This window comes from Kitasatospora sp. HUAS MG31, assembly GCF_040571325.1.
GTDB lineage: Bacteria > Actinomycetota > Actinomycetes > Streptomycetales > Streptomycetaceae > Kitasatospora > Kitasatospora camelliae.
In genome coordinates this window covers 6,201,154-6,218,160 of sequence record NZ_CP159872.1, presented here as the reverse complement: position 1 = coordinate 6,218,160, position 17,007 = coordinate 6,201,154, and the positions used below count along the sequence as shown (strand labels likewise).

Sequence of the window (17,007 nt, the reverse complement as noted above, 5' to 3'; positions counted from 1 at the left end):
GGGCGCTGGTGGCGGGGTGGTGGGATCCGGCCGTACGGGCCGAGCGCGGGCGGGCGAACTATCGTGGAAGTGGCCCCCGTCGGTCCCCCGTCGGAGGAGGCGGCCATGAAACTCTCCTTCCTCAGCCCCCTGTACGCCCGGCCCGGACCCTTCTCCTCGGTGTACCTGGACACCTCGCGCGACGGCGAGGAGGCCGATCACTCGGTGGAGCAGCGGTGGCAGCGGCTACGGGAGGACCTGCTGGACCTCGGCACCGACCAGGCCACCATCGGCGCGCTCGGCCATGTCGCGGGCAGTGACCGCGAGTTGCCCGGCGCGCACGGCCAGGCCATCTTCGCCGCCCACGGCCGGCTCGCCCTCGCCGAGGAGCTGCCCGACCCGCCACCGCAGGACACCGTCCGCACCGACCTGCTGCCCGACGCCATGCCGCTGGCCCTCCAGCACGCCCCCGACATCCCGTACGCCGCGCTGGCCGTCCACCGCGCCGACCCCGCGGAGCCCGGGGTCCGGGAGGGCGAGCTGGAGGTCGACCTGCAGGCCGGCCGCTGGCCGAGCAGCCGGGTGGCGGGGGCGCCGCTCTCCCGGCGCTGGCTGCCCGCCGACGAGTGGGGCGCCGAGGCCGGCCCGGTCCTCGACGAGCTGGCCAAGCTGGCCGAGGACGCCGGCGCCGAGGTGGTCGTCCTGGCTGGCACCTCCGGGACCCGCAGCGTGCTGGTCCGCGACCTGCCGGAGCAGCTGCGGGACCGGATCGTCACCGTCGAGGGCGTCGACAGCCACGCGGCGGAGGGCGGCCGGGCGCTGCTGGAGGACGAGCTTGCCCGGCTGTTCGACGGCTGCCTCAGCACCCGCGACCGGGCGCACCTGGCGGCGTTCGCCGCGCAGCGGGCCCGGCTGGGCGCGGCGCTGGAGGGGCTGGCGGCGGCGGTCACCGTGCTGCAGCGGGGGCGGGCGCGGGCGCTGCTCGTCAACCGCGAGGCCCGACTCGACCAGCGGCTGTGGGTGGGCATGGCACCCACCCAGATCGCCCTCACCGAACCGGAGTTGCGGGCTCTCGGGCCCCGCGCCGGGTGGGCCGAACCGGCGGACGCCGCGCTGATCCGTGCGGTGGTCGGAACCGGAGCGGAGCTGGTCGTCATCCCGGAGGCGGAACTCCGGCTGGACGGGGGTGTGGGGGTGCTCCTCCGGGACGAACCTGTACCGGGCACATAGAGCTCCGTCAGGGGCGCAGGTTCACGAGCGGCTGGCCACAACAGGGGCGCGGGGACCTGCGCGCGGCGGGAGGCCCGGGGCCGTACTCGCCTGTCCGGGGCGGGAAGTTCGGCTCGCGGGCGGCTTTCGGGTAGGCGGTCTTCCGTTTCGCGCAGTTCCCCGCGCCCCTGTTTGCGGTTGGCCGTCCGGGCTAGGGCAGGGCGGTGCGGAGTTCGGTGGGTTCGCCGGTGAAGGCGAGGCGGCCGCGGTGGAGGACGTGAACGACGGTGGCGGCCGCGAGGGTGCGGGGGAGGGTCTGTTCGGCGAGGACGACGGTTCTGCCTTCCGCGGCGTGTTCGAAGAGCCGGCGGTGGAGGCGGGCGACCACCGCCGGGGCGAGCCCGCGGCCGGGTTCGTCGAGCAGCAGCAGCCGCGGCCCCGCCAGCAGTGCCCGTCCGATCGCCACCATCTGCTGCTGCCCGCCGGACAGCGTCCCGGCCCGGCGGTCGAGCATTCCGGTCAGTTCCGGGAAGTACGCCTCGATCCCCCGCCGGTCGCCGCCCGTCCCGGCGGCTTCGGACAGGGCGAGGTTCTCGGCGACGGTGAGCGAGCCGAACACCCCGCGTTCGGCCGGTACGAGGGCGAGCCCCTGTCGGGCCCGCCGGTAGGCGTCGAGCCCGGCGACGTCCCGGCCGTCCCAGAGGACCTGCCCGGCGGTCGGCCGGACCGTGCCGGCCAGGGTGCGCAGGGCCGTGCTGCGGCCGGAGCCGTTGCGGCCGAGCAGGACGGTCACGGCGCCGGCCGGGCAGGCGAGGTCCACGCCGTGCAGGGCCTCCAGCAGGCCGTACCGGACGCGGACCCCGCGCAGTTCGGCGGCGACGCTCATCGCCGCCCCCTCGGACGGACAGCCTTGCGGCCGGTCATGCGGCGCCCCAGGCGCGGGCCACGTGGGGGTCGGCGAGGACGCGCCGGACGGGTCCGGAGGCGATCACCCGGCCGGCGGCCATCACGTACACGGTGTCGGCGAGGCGGGCGACCAGTTCGACGTCGTGCTCGACCAGCAGCAGGGCGAGGCCCTCGGCGGCGAGGGCGCGCAGGACGGTGCCGAGCCGGGTGGTCTGGGCGGGGTCCAGGCCGGCGGCGGGTTCGTCGAGGAGGAGGACGCGGGGGGTGGCGGCGAGGGCGCGGGCGAGTTCGAGCAGGCGGAGGGCGCCGGTGGGGAGGCGGTCGGCGGGCCAGTCGCGGACCTGGTCGAGCTGGAGCAGGCGCAGGGCGCGGTCGGTGGCGGCGCGGGCGGCGGCGCGTCCGGGGGCGGGGAGGCCGAGCAGGCCGCGGGCGGTGCCGCCGGTGCGCTGTTCGGCGCCGACCCGGACGTTCTGCTCGACCGTCAGGCCGGGGAAGGCGGCGATCTGCTGGAAGGTGCGGGCCAGGCCCAGGCGGGCGCGGGCGTGGTCGGGGAGCCGGGTGATGTCCCGGCCGGCGAGCAGGACCTGGCCGGCGTCGGGGCGGGCGGCGCCGGCCAGGCAGTCGAACAGGGTGCTCTTGCCGGCGCCGTTGGGTCCGATCAGGGCGGTGATCCGGCCGGGCGGCACGGCGAGGTCGACGCCGTCGACGGCGGTGATGCCGCCGAAGCGGCGGACCAGCCCGCGGCTCACCAGTCCGGCGTCGGCGGTGGTCACGGCCGCTGCTCCGGGGCGGCGGGCAGCGGCGGTACGCGGCGGCGCAGGCGCAGGCCGAGCGGGGTGAGGGTCGGGGCGCCGGGCGGGCCGGGGGTGAGGCGGCGGAAAAGGCCGGCGAGGCCGCCGGGGAGATGGCCGATGGCGGTGGCGAGGACGCCGACGACGACGGCGGAGACCCCGGCGGTGGTGCCGGTGTCCAGGCCGACCAGCAGGGCGGCGGCGGCCACCGCGCCGAGGGCGCTGTCGGCGCCGGCGACCATCACGGTGGCGAACCAGAGCAGGCCGCGGACGGGGTCGAAGGTGTCGGCGTCGAAGGCCTGGACGGCCAGGGTCATCAGCCCGCCGCCGAGCGCGGCGAGTCCGGCGCCGGCCATGAAGACCAGCAGTTTGAGCCGTGGGACGTCCACGCCGGCGGCGGAGGCGCCGGCCTGGTGGTCGCGCATGGCGGTGAGGGCCCGTCCGAGCCGTCCGCGGTGCAGGTTGCGGACCAGCACCAGGCCGGCGCCGAGCAGCAGCAGCTCGACCAGGTAGTAGCCCTTGTCGCCGCCGGGCAGGCCCTCGCGGGTGACGGTCAGCCCGGTGGTGGCGTACGACTGGTCGAACACCAGGCGGCTGAGGGCGGTGCCGACGGCGAAGGTGACCAGGGCGAGGGCGAGGCCGCGGCGGCGGATGGCGGGCCAGCCGGTGAGCAGGCCGAGCGGGACGGCCACCGCGACGGCGATCACGAGGGCGGGGACGGCGGGCATGGCGGGCACCCCGCCGATCCGTCCGGACATCAGCAGGGCGGTGCCGAGCCCGCCGATGCCCGCGTACCCGGCCTGGCCGAGGGAGACCTGGCCGCTGTAGCCGGTGACCACGACCACCGAGAGCAGCACCAGGGCGAGGGCGGGGACGGCGAGGGCGTGCCGCAGGTCGGTGGGGCGGAAGCCGAGCGGCAGCAGCAGGAGCACCGCGCAGGCGGCGCGGGCGGCGGCGGGGTGCCGTCCGGGGCCGGGGGCGCGCAGGTCGGGCGGGCCGGTGTCCTCGCCGACCTCGCGCCCCCACGGGAGGAGGGCGGCCACCAGCAGTGCGACCACGAACAGGTTGACCTGGACAGCCTGGGCCAGCGGCAGCAGTTCGCCGGCCGGCCGCAGCCGGGTCAGCAGGCTCTGGCCGACGCCCAGCGCCAGTCCGGTGGCCACCGCGATCGGCAGGCTGCGCAGCCGGGCGGCGACGGCCACCGCCATGGTCTCCATCACCAGCAGCGGCAGCCCGTACGGGTCGAGCAGCAGGTAGGGGGCGAGCAGGACTCCGACCAGGCCGGCGACGAAGGAGCCGAAGCCCCAGCCGGTGGCGGAGACCAGGTCGGCGTCGACCCCGGCGAGCTGGGCCAGGCCGCGGTTGTCGACCACGGCGCGCAGCCGGGTGCCGAAGGCGGTCCACCGGGTGATCGCGCCCACCGTCCCGGCCACGCCGAGCACCACGGCGAGGTTGACCAGGGTGTCCAGGCGCAGCGCGTGGCCGCCGGGGTGGGCGACCGGGGTGGCGGACACCAGCGCGGGGGCGTCGCCGTACGGGGCGGTGCCCCAGACCAGGACGACGGCGCCGATGAGCAGGACGAACACGCCGATGCCGGCGACCATCGTCTCGGCCGGTCCGGCGCCGCGGCGCTGGAGCGGGCGGAAGACGGCGAGGTCGAGCAGCACGCCGAGGGCGGGGGCGGCGACCAGCAGGCAGGCGGCGGAGGCGGCGGCGAGCGGCCAGTCGTGGACGACCACCAGGTCACGCAGCAGGTAGGCGATGACCATGGCCTGGGCGCCCTGGGCGAGGTTGAGTACGCCGGTGGCGCGGTGGGTGACCACCAGGCCGACGCCGCTGAGGGCCGCCGCGCTGCCCACGGCGAGGCCGGCGAGGACGAGGTCGAGGGTGAGGTCCCAGGTCCCGGTCATCCTCGGGGCTCCCCGGCGCCAGGGCTTCCGCCGGGGGCCGGGGACGGTCCGCCGGGGGCCGGCGGGGGCTCAGGGGGATCGCAGACCGGGCAGGGGGTGAGGCCGCGGTCGCGGGCGGCGGCCGCGCCGACGGGGGCGGCGTCGGCCTTGCCGGCGACCAGCGGGCAGTCGGGCCGGTGGTAGAGGGTGGCCTCGGGCAGGGCCACCGGAGGGCCGGCGGCGGTGCCCTCGGGGGCGCCGCCGGGGGCGGTCCCCTCGGTGACCAGCAGGGCGTAGAGCTGGTCCAGCCGGGGGTCGGCGCCCTCGCCGGACGGGCCGGGCCGACGGGCGGCGATCAGGACGGCCCCGGCGACGATCAGGGCGGTGCCGGGCGCGGTCGCCGAGGCGAGGTAGGGGATCTGCCGTGCGGTGAGGTTCTCCCCGGAGACGCCGTACCAGCCGAGGACGCACAGGGCCGCTCCGGCGGCCAGCGTGAACCACCCGGGCCATTCGCGCAGCGCGCGGCCGGTCGACTGCAGCACCCCGGGCACGGAGGGCCGGCGGGTCCGATTCATGGAGCGCTCTCCACTGTCCGATATGCCCTACATATTGCGGTTCGTCCGCTGATCAGCCTTCATAGTGTCACCTGCGGTGCACACGGGACCGCAGCCGGACCGACAGGCCGGACCAAACCAACCGAGCGACCGGGACCGAGGGGGCGGCGGGCCAGCCGGTCGGGAAGAACGCGGTGAGAGACCTATGCGCATCACTCGCAGTGAGCGGACCCGCGCGATCGGGCCGGTCGGCCCGGGACCCGCCGGGGAGCCGGCGAGACCGTCCCGGGTGACCCGGAAGGGTGCCGCCGTCCGGCTGACCGGCGTCGGTGTGGCGGTGGCGGCCCTGCTGCTGGCGTCGGGATGCAGCAGCGACGGCGGCTCCTCCAGCGCCTCCCCCAGCCCCGCGGCGACCACCTCCGCGGCGGCCTCCCCCACCGGCGGCGCGTCCCCGACCGGCGGCGCCTCGCCGACCGGGAGCGTCCCGGCCGACGTGACCGCGGCGACCACCCAGGTCACCACCAACTGGGAGAAGTTCTTCAGCCCCGACACCGCGATCAGCGAGAAGACCGCGCTGGTCGAGGGCGGCGAGCAGCTGGCACCGGTGCTCCAGGGCTTCGCCAGCGACCCGCGGGTCGGACAGGTGCAGGCCAAGGTCACCAAGGTCGACTTCACCTCCCCCACCAACGCCAACGTGACCTATGACCTCTCCCTGCAGGGACAGGTCGTCCAGCCCGGCGCGACCGGCCAGGCGGTGCTGGAGAACGGCACCTGGAAGGTCTCCAAGGCCTCGCTCTGCGGCCTGGTCCAGCAGAGCGGCAACACCGCGGTGCCGGGGTGCAGCTGAGCCGTGGCCCGGTGACGGCCGGGCGGCGACCGCTTCGCCGCTCGGCCGCCGTCCTCGCGCTGCTGCTCGCCCTCGCGGGCTGCGGCAGCCGGCTGCCCGAGAGCGCCTTCACCGGCGGATCGGGCGACTCCGGCCGCGCCACCGACACCGGGGTGACCGCCAAAGAGATCAAGATCGGCGTCATCACCTCGCTGACCAGCCCCGTCGGCAGCGAGGCCTTCTCCGGCCCCCGGTACGGCGCGCTCGCCCTCTTCCGCGCCCTCGACGACCACGGCGGCCTGCACGGCCGCTCGGTCAAGGTCGTCACCTGCGACGACTCCGGCAGCGGCATCGGCAACCAGGACTGCGTCCACCGCCTGATCGACAAGGAGCAGGTGTTCGCCCTGGTCGCCGGCAGCGTCCTCGACTACGCGGGCGCCTCCTACGTCAGCTCCAAGGCCGTCCCCGACGTCGGCGGCCAGCCGATCGGCACCGCCTACGACCGCTGGCCGCACCTGTACGGGATCTACGGCAGCAACGCCCCGCGCGACGGCCGCTCGGTCGGCTGGGACGGGGTGCTGTACCAGTCCACCGAGGTGTACCGGTTCTTCAAGGAACGGCTCGGGGCCCGCAGCGCCGCCGTGGTCTCGTACAACCAGGCCGACTCGGCGCGCTACGCCCGGCAGATCGAGGAGGCGCTGCGGGCCGAGGGCTACCGGGTGCTCAGCCAGACCGTGGACCTGGCGCTGCCCAACTTCCAGGCGGTGGCGGCGGCGATGCGGGCGGACGGCAGCGAACTGCTCTTCGACTCCATGGACACCCGGGGCAACGCCGCGCTCTGCCAGGCCCTGGACGCCGCCGGGGTGCACCCCGTGGCCAAGATCACCAACGTGCAGAACTGGTCGGAGTCCGCGCGCACCGCCTACGCCTCCTCCCCCGGCTGCCGGAACGCGCTCTGGGCCACCTCCAGCAGCCGCAACTACGAGGACACCCGGTACCCGGTCGTCAAGGCGTTCCGCGACGCCATGGCGAAGTACTATCCGGACCGCGAACCGCTCCTGTCCGCCTGGGAGTTGGAGGGCTGGGCGGCGGCCAGGTGGCTGACCGACGCGATGGACTCCTGTGGGACGGAACTGACCCGGGACTGCGTCGAGTCGTATCTGAAACGACCGCAGCCGTACGACGCGGGCGGGCTGATCCTGCCGGCCGACTACATCCCCGAACCGCGACCGAGCGGGCCGATCCGGGCCTGCCTGAACGCCGCACGCTGGCAGGACGACGCGTACGGCGGGCGGGGCGGGTGGGTGACCCAGGTACCGGACATGAACACCAACTGCTACGACGTGGCGCAGTTGCCGTACCGGCCGTAGGGGGCTGCGGGCTGGGCGGGTCGAGCCGGGTGAGCGGGTCGAGCGGGTTCATCGGGGGCGCGGGGAACTGCGCGGGGCGAAGGAGCTGACCCGCGGACGGGGACGGTGGTGCATCCGGCCGTGGGACTCCGGCGCGCGGGCACCGCGCCTCCCGCACTCGAGCAGTTCCCCGCGCCCCTGGGTGGTTTGCCGGTTGCGAAGGGCCAGCCACTGTGGCGCCCCCGGCGGTGGGGGGCGGGGGACGGTGGGTAGGCTGCCGCTGCCCCCGTTCCGACCTGCGAGGAGTTCCCGTGCCCGACTCAGCGATCACCGTCGTCGGGCTCGGTGCCGACGGCTGGGCGGGCCTGGCCGAGGCCTCCCGGGCGGCGCTGTGCGAGGCGGAGGTGGTGATCGGCGGACCGCGGCAGCTGGACCTGCTGCCCGTCGAGGTGACCGCCGAGCGGGTGCCGTGGCCCTCGCCGCTGCGGCCGGCCCTTCCGGGACTGCTGGAGACGCACGACGGCCGCCGGCTGGCGGTGCTGGCCAGCGGGGACCCGATGTTCCACGGCATCGGCCGGGCCCTCGCCGAGACGGCGGGAGCCGAACGGCTACGGGTGCTGCCGCACCCCTCCTCGGTCTCGTACGCCTGCGCCCGGCTGGGTTGGCCGGTGGAGGACACCGAGGTGGTCAGCGTGGTCGGCCGCCCGTTGGAGGGCGTGACCGGCGTGCTCGCCCCCGGCCGCCGCCTGCTGGTGCTGAGCGCCGACGCCCGGACTCCCGGCGCGGTCGCCGCGCTGCTCACCGAGCACGGCCACGGCGCCGCCCGGATGCGGGTGCTGGAGCAGCTGGGCGGCCCGGCGGAGCGGGTGCTGGAGGGCCGGGCGGAGAGCTGGGCGCACCCGGCGGGCGACCCGCTGAACGTGATCGCCGTCGAGTGCGACCCGGCCGGCCCCGGCCTGTCGCTGGTGCCCGGCCTGCCGGACGGCGTGTACGAGAGTGACGGGCAGCTGACCAAGCGGTACGTCCGGGCCGCCACCCTGGCCGCGCTGGAGCCGGCGCCGGGCGCGCTGCTCTGGGACGTCGGCGGGGGTTCGGGGTCGATCGGCATCGAGTGGCTGCGCGCGCACCGCAGCTGCCGGGCCGTCAGCGTGGAGCGGGACCCGGTGCGGGCCGAGCGGATCGTCCGCAACGCCGCCGCGCTCGGCGTGCCCCGGCTGCGGGTGGTGACCGGCCCGGCGCCCGACGCGCTGGCCGGACTGCCCACCCCCGACGCGGTGTTCGTGGGCGGCGGGCTGACCGCACCCGGGCTGCTGGACGCCTGCTGGGCGGCCCTGCGGCCGGGTGGCCGGCTGGTCGCCAACACCGTCACCCTGGAGTCCGAGGCCCTGCTGGCCGAGTGGTACCGACGCCACGGCGGCGAGCTGGTCCGGCTCGCGGTGGCGCACGCCGTCCCGGTGGGCGGCTTCACGGGCTGGCGGCAGGCCATGCCGGTCACCCAGTGGTCCGTGGTCAAGAACGTGGGAGAGGAAGCGAAGTGACCGTCTACTTCATCGGAGCCGGCCCCGGCGCGGCGGACCTGATCACGCTGCGCGGGCAGCGCACCCTGGCGAGCTGCGGCGTCTGCCTGTACGCCGGCAGCCTGGTGCCGCGCGAACTGCTGGCCGAATGCCCGCCCGGGGCACGGCTGGTGGACACCGCCGACCTCGACCTGGACCAGATCACCGCCGAGTTCGTCCGGGCGCACGAGCGGGGCGAGGACGTGGCTCGGCTGCACTCCGGCGACCCGTCGGTGTTCAGCGCCGTCGCCGAGCAGATGCGGCGGCTCGACAAGGCGGGCATCCCGTACGAGGTGGTGCCGGGCGTGCCGGCGTTCGCGGCGGCCGCGGCGGCGCTGAAGCGAGAACTGACCGTTCCGGCGGTCGGGCAGACGGTGATCCTCACCCGGGTCGCCCGGCAGGCCACGCCGATGCCCGAGGGCGAGGACCTGGCGACGCTGGGCCGCAGTGGCGCGCTGCTGGTGCTGCACCTGGCGGCGCGGTACGTGGACAGCGTCGTGGAGGAGCTGCTGCCGCACTACGGGGCGGACTGCCCGGCGGCGGTGGTGGCGATGGCGAGCCGGCCGGAGGAGCTGGTGCTGCGGGGGCCGCTGGGCGGGATCGCGGAGCAGGTGAAGGGGGCCGGGGTGCTGCGGACCGCCGTGATCCTGGTCGGGCGGACCCTCGGCGCGGAGCAGTTCCCGGACAGCCACCTGTACTCGACGGAGCGCTGCCGGGAGGGCTGAGGGTACTCGCGCAGTTCTCCCCCAGCCTTGGCGGCTGGGAGGTGCCCCCACGCGCCCCTGGGTGGCTGGCCCGTTGCCCTGGGGCCTGGTCAGGGGAGGGCTGTGGTGAAGGTGTGGGCGCGGTGGGTGATGGTGGGCCAGGCGGCGGTGGCGACGGCTTGGGGTGGGGCGACGTCGGTGCCGGTGCAGAGGGCGAGGGCGCCGGCGGCGAGGAAGGCGGGGGCGTTGTGGGTGTCGATGCCGCCGGAGGCGATCAGGGGGATGTCGGGGAAGGGGCCGCGGAGGTCGCGGAGGTAGCCGGGGCCGAAGGTGCGGGCGGGAAAGACCTTGACGGCGGCGGCGCCGAGGTCGTGGGCGGTGGCCACCTCGGTGGGGGTGAGGGCGCCGAGGACGGCGGGGACGCCCGCCCGGACGGCGGCGCGGGCCACCTCGGGGCGCAGGCCCGGGGTGACCAGGAAGGAGGCGCCGGCGGCGAGGGCCTCCTCGGCCTGGTCCGCCGTCAGGACGGTGCCCATGCCGACGTGGTGGCCGGCGGCGGCGGCGCGGGCGAGGTGGGTGGTGGCGTCGGGGGTGGTGAAGGTGAACTCGGTCCGGTGGATGCCGCCGGCGGCGAGGGCGGCGCACAGGGCGGCGGCGTCGGGGATCCGGGGGGCCCGGATGACGGCGATCACCGGGTCGGCGGCGAGGGCGGCACGGAAGGCGTCGGCGGTCACAGGGCTCGGACTCCTCGGTCGGTGCGGCGCAGGGCGCGGCCGGGCAGGGCGCCGGTGGGGCGCCGGTCGCGGAGGACGTCGGTGCCGTTGACGTAGACGTGCTCGATGCCGGCGGCGGGGCGGCGGGGGTGGTCGTAGGTGGCGGTGTCGCGGACCGTGGCGGGCTCGAACAGCACCAGGTCGGCGTGGTGGCCGGGCCGGATCAGGCCGCGGCGGTCCAGGCGGAGCCGGCGGGCGGGGCGGCCGGTCATCCGGGTGACCGCCTCCTCCAGGGTGAGCAGGCCGGTGTCGCGGCCGTAGTGGCCGAGGTAGCGGGCGAAGGTGCCCCAGGCGCGCGGGTGCGGCCGGGCGCCGACCAGCAGGCCGTCGCTGCCGGCGGTGTGGGCCGGGTGCCGCATCACGGCCCGGACGTTCTCCTCGTCGCCGACGTGCTGGAGGACGGTGGTGGCCAGCCGGTCGGCGCGGAGCAGGTCGAGGAAGGTGTCGGTGCCGGACTGCCCTCGCTCGGTGGCGAGTTGGGCCACGGTTCGGCCGACGGCGGGGGCGAGGGCGGGGTCGGCGACGCCGGAGACCTGGACGGTGGTCCAGTCGGCGGTCAGGCCGTGGCAGCCGTCGCTGCCGTGTTCCTCCAGGTCGGCGCGGATCCGCTCGCGGGCGGCGGGGTCGGCGAGCCGGGCCAGGGTGGCGTCCGGGCCGCCCGCGGTGGACCAGCCGGGCAGCAGGGCGGCGAGGGTGGTGGACCCGGGGAGGTACGGGTAGCTGTCGAGGGTGACGTCCAGGCCCTCGGCGAGGGCGGCGTCGACCAGGGCGAGCAGGTCGCCGGCGCGGCCGCGGTTGACCTCGAAGTTCATGGTGGCGTGGGTGAGGTGGAGCGGGCAGCCGCTGCGCCGGGCGATCTCCACCATCTCGGCGTAGCCCTCCAGGGCGCCCTTGCCGTACGAACGCTGGTGCGGGGCGTGGAAGCCGCCGTGGGCGGCCACCACCCGGCACAGGGCGGTGAGTTCCGCGGTGTCGGCGTACATGCCGGGGGTGTAGCTGAGGCCGCTGGAGAGGCCGACGGCGCCCTCGGCCATGCCGCGGGCGAGCAGGTCGCGCATCCGGTCGAGTTCGGCGGGTGCGGGGCGGCGGGCGGCCCAGCCGAGGACGAGGGCGCGCAGGGTGCCGTGCGGGACCAGGTAGCAGGTGTTCACGGCGGTGCCGCCGTCCAGCCGGTCCAGGTACTCGCCGACGGTGCGCCAGCTCCAGTCGAGGTCGGGCGGGTCGCCGTTCCAGCCGGCGAGCTGGCGGCGCAGGACGGGCAGGACGGTGTCGTCCACCGGGGCGTAGGAGAGCCCGTCCTGGCCGAGCACCTCGCAGGTGACGCCCTGGGTGATCCGGGAGGGCTGGCCGGGGTCGGTGAGCAGGGCCAGGTCGGAGTGGGCGTGCATGTCGATGAAGCCGGGGGCCAGCACCAGCCCGTCGGCGTCCACGGTGCGGCGGCCGGCCGGTCGTCCGCCGACGGCGGTGATGGTGCCGCCGGTGACGGCCACGTCGGCCCGGAAGCGGTCGGCGCCGCTGCCGTCCACCACGGTGGCGCCGCGGAGGACCAGGTCGGCCATCAGAAGAAGGTCCGCACCAGGTCGACCACCCGGGGGTGCTCGGCGTCGGCGTCGTCCAGGACGGGGATCAGGGTCCACTTGTCGAAGGCGGTGCAGGGGTGGGAGAGGCCGAGCCGGACCACCGCGCCGACCGGGGCGCGGTCGCCCGCGCCACGCAGGAAGGCGTGCTGGTCGTTCAGCGCGGTGACCGTGGCGCCGGTCAACGCGCCCTGGCCGCGGACCAGTTGCGGTTCGGGCAGGCCCAGGTCGTACGGCAGGTCGCGCTTGCCGCCGTCGAGCAGGGCGAGTTCGGGCTCGGGGCGGGAGACCACCCGGGCCCAGCCGTGCATGGCGGCGCGCAGCGGGCGGTCGCCGCCGTCGCGGGCGAGCGGGGAGACGCCGCGGTAGAAGCCGTCGTCGTGGACCAGGTAGGCGCCGGAGCGCAGCACCACCGTGGTGCCGGGCAGTTCGGCGGCCAGCGGGGCGAGTTCCTCGGCGACGGTGTCGAAGTAGGCGCTGCCGCCGGCGGAGACCAGCGGCTCCGGGCCTGGGTAGGCGTCGGCGAGGCGGCGGTGCAGTTCGGCGAGCCGGAGCAGGTAGCCGCGGACGGTGTCCAGGGCGGCGGGGGCGGCGTCCTTGGCGAGGACGCCCTCGTAGCCGCCGACGCCGGCGAGGCGGAGGGTGGGGGCGCGCCGGACGGCGGCGGCGACCTCCAGCGCCTCCTCGACGGTCCGGGCGCCGGTCCGGCCGGCGGGGCCGCCGAGCTCGACCAGCACCTCGTACGGGCGCTCGGCGCCGGCGGCGCGCAGCGCCCGGTCGGTCTGCTCGACGGCGGCCACCGAGTCCACCCAGGAGGTGACGGCGAAGTCGGGGTCGGCGGCGGTCTCGGCGGCGATCCAGGCCAGGCCGGCCGGGTCGAGGACGGTGTTGGCGACCAGGACGCGGGAGACCCCGAAGGCACGGGCGACCCGCAGCTGCCAGAGGTTGGCCAGGGTGATGCCGTGGCAGCCGGCGTCGATCTGGGCCTGCCAGAGGGCGGGTGCCATGGTGGTCTTGCCGTGCGGGGCGAGGGCCACCCCGGTCTTGTCGCACCAGGCGGCCATGGTGCGCAGGTTGTGGTCGAGGGCGGCCGCGTCGAGGGTGAGCAGCGGGGTGCCGAGGTCGTCCAGGGTGGGGCCGGTGGCCAGGTACGCGCTGGTGGTCAGGCCGGTGGCGGCCGGGGGCAGGGCCTTGAACCGCCAGTCCAGCCGCTCCTCGGCGAGGGCCGCGACCCGGGCGCGGTCGATGCCCGGGCCCTGTGCGCGGCCGGCGTAGGTCTGGTGGTCCACCGGCGGTCTCCCGTTCCTCGTCCGGGCCCCCTGACGACCCGGGATGTTGCAACATCTGCAACGACTGTTGCACATGCCGTGAGCACGGTTCTAGCATTCACGCCGAACCGGGGTCAACGGGCCCGGCCCGGCGGGAGGGAGCCGTCCGATGGAGGGTCAGCACGCGGGTGCGCCCTGGGCGGTGTGCCTCGGCGAGTCGATGGCCGTGCTGCTGCCGGAGCGGCCCGGGCCGGTGGAGACGGTGGGCGGGTTCCGGTTGGGCTTCGGCGGCGCCGAGTCCAACACGGCCCGTGCCCTGGCCGCGCTCGGCGTCCCCAGCGCCTGGGTGAGCCGGGTCGGCGCGGACGGCTTCGGCCGGCGGCTGACCGCCGAGCTGGCCGCCGGCGGGGTGGACGTCTCCGGGGTGCGGGTTGACCCGGACCGGCCCACCGGGCTGTACCTCAAGGAGGTCGGCGGCTCCGGGCTGCCCGGCGACGCCGGGGCGGGCCGCAGCCGGCTGCACTACTACCGCGGCGGTTCGGCGGCCGCCGCGCTCTCGCCCGCGCTGCTCGACGAGCCCGCCGCGGCCCGGCTGCTGGCCGGCGCCCGGCTGCTCCACCTCACCGGGATCACCCCGGCGCTCTCGGACGGCTGCCTGGCCCTGGTCCGCGCCCTGCTGGCGGAGCGCCGGCCCGGCCGGCTGGTCAGCTTCGACCTCAACTGGCGGCCGGCCCTGTGGCGCGGCCGGGACCCGGCCGTCCTGCCGGAGCTGCTGGACGCCGCCGACCTGCTGCTGCTCGGCGCGGACGAGGCCGAGGAGGCGCTCGGCACCGGCGACCCGGCCGCGCTGCGGGCGATGTTCCCCTCCCCCGCCACCGTGGTGGTCAAGGAGGCCGACCGGCGGGCCACCGCGCTCGACCGGGACGGCGCCGCCGTCCACGAGAGCGCCCTCGCCGTGCGGGTGGTGGAGGCCACCGGTGCCGGTGACGCCTTCGCCGCCGGCTACCTGGCCGGCACGCTGCGCGGCCTGGACCCGCGCCGCCGGCTGCGGCTCGGCCACCTGGCCGCCGCGGCCGCGCTCACCTCTCCGGGCGACCACGGCACGCTGCCCGAAGCCCCGGCCCTGGCCGCCCTGCTGGACGCCCCGGCCGAGGACTGGGCCCGGACCACCGTCACCGCGGACGGCGTGGTCTCCCCGGTCCCCCGTCCGCCGGTACCGGCCCCTTCGCCCGTTCCGCTCAGCGCCCCCGGAGCACCATGAGCCAGACCGTCACCCGCGCCCTGCGCCTGCTCGCCGAACTCGGCGAGGGAGAGCGCTCCCTCGACCAGTTGGCCGAGCTGATCGGCGTGCACAAGACCACCGTGCTGCGGCTGCTGCAGACCCTGGAGGAGGAGCGGTTCGTCCACCGCGACGCCGCCTACCGCTACCACCTGGGCGCCGGCCTGTTCGCCCTCTCCAGCCTGGCCCTGGAGCAGCGCGGCATCCGCCGGATCGCCGCACCGCACCTGGCCGAGCTCAACGCCGCCACCGGGCACACCGTGCACCTGGCCGCGTACGAGGGCGGCGAGGTGGTCTACATCGACAAGTACGACTCCCGGCACCCGGTCCGGATGTACTCGCGGATCGGCCTGCGCGCCGGGCTGCACTGCACGGCCGTCGCCAAGGTGCTGCTCGCCGACCTGCCGCCGGCCGGGCGCCGCCGGGTCGCGGGGGCGATCGAGTACACCCCGCACACCGCGAACACCCTGGCCGGGCCGCGCGAGCTGCTCGCCGAGCTGGAGACGGTCGCGGCCCGCGGCTGGGCGCAGGACCGCGCCGAGCACGAGTCGTTCATCAACTGCGTCGCCGCCCCCGTCCGGGACGCCGGCGGCCGGGTCGCCGCCGCCGTCTCGATATCGGTGCCCGACGTGGTGCTGCCGTACGAGCAGGTGCTGGAGCTGGTGCCCCGGCTGCTCGCCTGCGCCCGGGCGGCCTCCGCCGACGCGGGCGCGCCCCCGCACGACCACCCGTCCGCACCGCCGGCCACCGCCGGCCACCGCGGAGGAACGATGAGCGAGAAGACCGAGATCCGTACCGACGGCGCCCCCGCGCCGGCCTGGCTGTTCTCCCAGGGCGTCCGCAGGGGCCCGATCCTCCAGGTCTCCGGGCAGGGCCCGCAGGACCCGGCGACCGGCGCGTACCTGTACCCGGGGGACGTGAAGGCGCAGACCCGGCGGACCCTGGAGAACGTCCGGGCGATCGTGGAGGCCGGCGGCGGCACGGTGGCGGACGTGGTGATGTTCCGGGTGTACCTCACCGAGCGGGCGCACTTCCCGGCGATGAACGAGGCCTACGCCGAGTTCCTGGCGCAGCACCTGGCGCCGGAGGAGGTGAAGCCCTGCCGGACCACGGTGTTCGTGGGGCTGCCGCAGGAGTCGATGCTGGTGGAGATCGACGCCCAGGCGGTGGTCACCGGCTGAACCGGCCGGGCCGGTTCACCCTCCGGCCCGGTTCAGCCTCCGGCCGGGTCGGCGCGGCCGACGATCGTGCCGGCCCGGTCGATGCAGATCACGTCCACGGCCACCGGCGAGCCGGTCAGCACGCCCAGCGCGGTGGCCCGGGCCTCCTCGGCCACCAGGTCGCCCAGCGGTACCCCGGCCGCCGCGCACAGCTGCACCGCCTCCAGCCCGGTGTTGGCCGCCGCCACCGCCGCGGCCAGCTCCGGACCGGCCCCGCCCCGCCGGGCCAGCTCCGCCAGGTACCCCTTGTCCACCTGGGAGCGGGCCGAGTGCAGGTCGAGGTGGCCGGCCGCCAGCTTGGAGAGCTTGGCGAAGCCGCCGGCGATGGTCAGCCTGGGCACCGGGTGGCGCTTGAGGTACTTGAGGACGGCGCCCGCGAAGTCGCCCATGTCCAGCAGCGCGTCCTCGGGCAGTCCGTGGACGGCGACCGCCACCTTCTCCGAGGTGGAGCCGGTGCACCCGGCGACATGGGTACGGCCCGCCGCCCGGGCCACGTCCACGCCGCGCCGGATCGAGTCGATCCACGCCGAGCAGGAGTACGGCACCACGATGCCGGTGGTGCCGAGGATGGACAGGCCGCCGAGGATGCCCAGGCGCGGGTTCCAGGTGGAGCGGGCGATCTCCTCGCCGTGGTCCACCGAGATCTCCACCACCACGTCCCCGGTGCCGCCGTGCCGGGCCGCCACCTCGGCCACCGTGTCGCGGATCATCTGCCGGGGCACCGGGTTGATCGCCGGCTCGCCGACCGGCAGCGGCAGCCCGGCCTTGGTGACCGTACCCACCCCCGGCCCGGCCCGGAACACCACGCCCTCACCCGGCGCACCGGGCCGCACGGTGGAGCGGATCAGCGCGCCGTGGGTGACGTCCGGGTCGTCCCCGGCGTCCTTCACCACGCCCGCCATCGCCCAGCCGTCCGCCAGCTCCTCCGCCGCCAGCGCGAAGGAGGGCCGCTGGCCCTTCGGCAGGGTGATCTCCACCGGGTCCGGGAACGCGCCGGTGAGCAGCGCGGTGTACGCGGCGCCGGTGGCCGCGGTGGCGCAGGCGCCCGTCGTCCAGCCGTGGCGCAGGCCGCTACTCTTCAGCTGCCCCGCCCGACCGCCGGCCTCAGCCACGTCCGCCCCCTGGAG

The 17,007-nt window shown here is 76.5% G+C and carries 15 protein-coding genes; 7 read left to right on the top strand and 8 right to left on the bottom strand.

Going from position 1 to position 17,007, the window contains the following annotated elements:
* Positions 1 to 105 precede the first annotated feature (105 nt).
* The gene (locus ABWK59_RS27700) at positions 106 to 1,209 is read left to right on the top strand and encodes a hypothetical protein (protein WP_354643362.1); all 1,104 of its coding nucleotides are present in this window, start codon (positions 106 to 108) and stop codon (positions 1,207 to 1,209) included.
* A gap of 190 nt (positions 1,210 to 1,399) precedes the next feature.
* Here the strand turns inward: ABWK59_RS27700 and ABWK59_RS27695 are convergent, their stop codons facing one another.
* The 4 genes from ABWK59_RS27695 to ABWK59_RS27680 are packed head-to-tail and all read right to left on the bottom strand — an operon-like array spanning position 1,400 to position 5,349.
* Positions 1,400 to 2,074, bottom strand: a complete 675-nt coding sequence (locus ABWK59_RS27695) for an ABC transporter ATP-binding protein (RefSeq protein WP_354643361.1) — start codon at positions 2,072 to 2,074, stop codon at positions 1,400 to 1,402.
* 34 nt (positions 2,075 to 2,108) lie between these two features.
* Positions 2,109 to 2,867: an ABC transporter ATP-binding protein gene (locus ABWK59_RS27690; RefSeq protein ID WP_354643360.1), complete on the bottom strand. Its 759-nt coding sequence runs from the start codon at positions 2,865 to 2,867 to the stop codon at positions 2,109 to 2,111.
* Complete coding sequence (locus tag ABWK59_RS27685; RefSeq protein ID WP_354643359.1) at positions 2,864 to 4,795, bottom strand: ABC transporter permease; 1,932 nt, start codon at positions 4,793 to 4,795, stop codon at positions 2,864 to 2,866. Before ABWK59_RS27685 ends, ABWK59_RS27690 begins: the two co-directional genes overlap by 4 nt.
* Positions 4,792 to 5,349 carry a hypothetical protein gene (locus ABWK59_RS27680; protein WP_354643358.1) on the bottom strand — a complete coding sequence of 186 codons (558 nt, stop codon included), beginning with the start codon at positions 5,347 to 5,349 and terminating at the stop codon, positions 4,792 to 4,794. Before ABWK59_RS27680 ends, ABWK59_RS27685 begins: the two co-directional genes overlap by 4 nt.
* A gap of 268 nt (positions 5,350 to 5,617) precedes the next feature.
* Here ABWK59_RS27680 and ABWK59_RS27675 point away from each other — a divergent pair, with 268 nt between their 5' ends.
* From ABWK59_RS27675 to cobM, 4 genes are all read left to right on the top strand, one after another.
* On the top strand, positions 5,618 to 6,175 hold the full coding sequence (locus tag ABWK59_RS27675; RefSeq protein ID WP_354643357.1) for a hypothetical protein: 558 nt from the start codon (positions 5,618 to 5,620) through the stop codon (positions 6,173 to 6,175).
* Positions 6,166 to 7,524 (top strand): ABC transporter substrate-binding protein, encoded by a 1,359-nt coding sequence (locus ABWK59_RS27670; RefSeq protein WP_420492860.1) that lies wholly within the window; start codon positions 6,166 to 6,168, stop codon positions 7,522 to 7,524. Before ABWK59_RS27675 ends, ABWK59_RS27670 begins: the two co-directional genes overlap by 10 nt.
* Positions 7,525 to 7,814: 290 nt before the next feature.
* On the top strand, positions 7,815 to 9,041 hold the full coding sequence (cbiE, locus tag ABWK59_RS27665; protein WP_354643356.1) for a precorrin-6y C5,15-methyltransferase (decarboxylating) subunit CbiE: 1,227 nt from the start codon (positions 7,815 to 7,817) through the stop codon (positions 9,039 to 9,041).
* Positions 9,038 to 9,784, top strand: a complete 747-nt coding sequence (gene cobM, locus ABWK59_RS27660) for a precorrin-4 C(11)-methyltransferase (RefSeq protein WP_354643355.1) — start codon at positions 9,038 to 9,040, stop codon at positions 9,782 to 9,784. The genes cbiE and cobM overlap by 4 nt, the downstream gene beginning before the upstream one ends.
* A gap of 89 nt (positions 9,785 to 9,873) precedes the next feature.
* Here the strand turns inward: cobM and ABWK59_RS27655 are convergent, their stop codons facing one another.
* Genes ABWK59_RS27655 through ABWK59_RS27645 form a run of 3 tightly spaced genes read right to left on the bottom strand, consistent with a single transcriptional unit; the run spans position 9,874 to position 13,402 of the window.
* Entirely contained in the window at positions 9,874 to 10,497 is a 624-nt protein-coding gene (locus ABWK59_RS27655; protein ID WP_354643354.1) for a bifunctional 4-hydroxy-2-oxoglutarate aldolase/2-dehydro-3-deoxy-phosphogluconate aldolase, read from the bottom strand.
* A complete protein-coding gene (locus ABWK59_RS27650) occupies positions 10,494 to 12,095 on the bottom strand; it encodes an N-acyl-D-amino-acid deacylase family protein (RefSeq protein WP_354643353.1) in 1,602 nt (533 codons plus the stop codon). The genes ABWK59_RS27655 and ABWK59_RS27650 overlap by 4 nt, the downstream gene beginning before the upstream one ends.
* Positions 12,095 to 13,402, bottom strand: coding sequence for an alanine racemase (locus tag ABWK59_RS27645; RefSeq protein WP_354643352.1), 1,308 nt, complete (start codon positions 13,400 to 13,402; stop codon positions 12,095 to 12,097). Before ABWK59_RS27645 ends, ABWK59_RS27650 begins: the two co-directional genes overlap by 1 nt.
* Positions 13,403 to 13,550: 148 nt before the next feature.
* Between ABWK59_RS27645 and ABWK59_RS27640 the strand changes: the two genes are divergently transcribed.
* Together ABWK59_RS27640 and ABWK59_RS27635 are read left to right on the top strand one after the other, a co-directional pair.
* Positions 13,551 to 14,642 carry a sugar kinase gene (locus ABWK59_RS27640; RefSeq protein WP_354643351.1) on the top strand — a complete coding sequence of 364 codons (1,092 nt, stop codon included), beginning with the start codon at positions 13,551 to 13,553 and terminating at the stop codon, positions 14,640 to 14,642.
* Complete coding sequence (locus tag ABWK59_RS27635; protein WP_354643350.1) at positions 14,639 to 15,841, top strand: IclR family transcriptional regulator domain-containing protein; 1,203 nt, start codon at positions 14,639 to 14,641, stop codon at positions 15,839 to 15,841. The genes ABWK59_RS27640 and ABWK59_RS27635 overlap by 4 nt, the downstream gene beginning before the upstream one ends.
* A gap of 32 nt (positions 15,842 to 15,873) precedes the next feature.
* On the opposite strand, the gene ABWK59_RS27630 is transcribed toward ABWK59_RS27635, so the two are convergent.
* Complete coding sequence (locus ABWK59_RS27630) at positions 15,874 to 16,992, bottom strand: cobalt-precorrin-5B (C(1))-methyltransferase (RefSeq protein WP_354643349.1); 1,119 nt, start codon at positions 16,990 to 16,992, stop codon at positions 15,874 to 15,876.
* Positions 16,993 to 17,007: the final 15 nt, after the last annotated feature.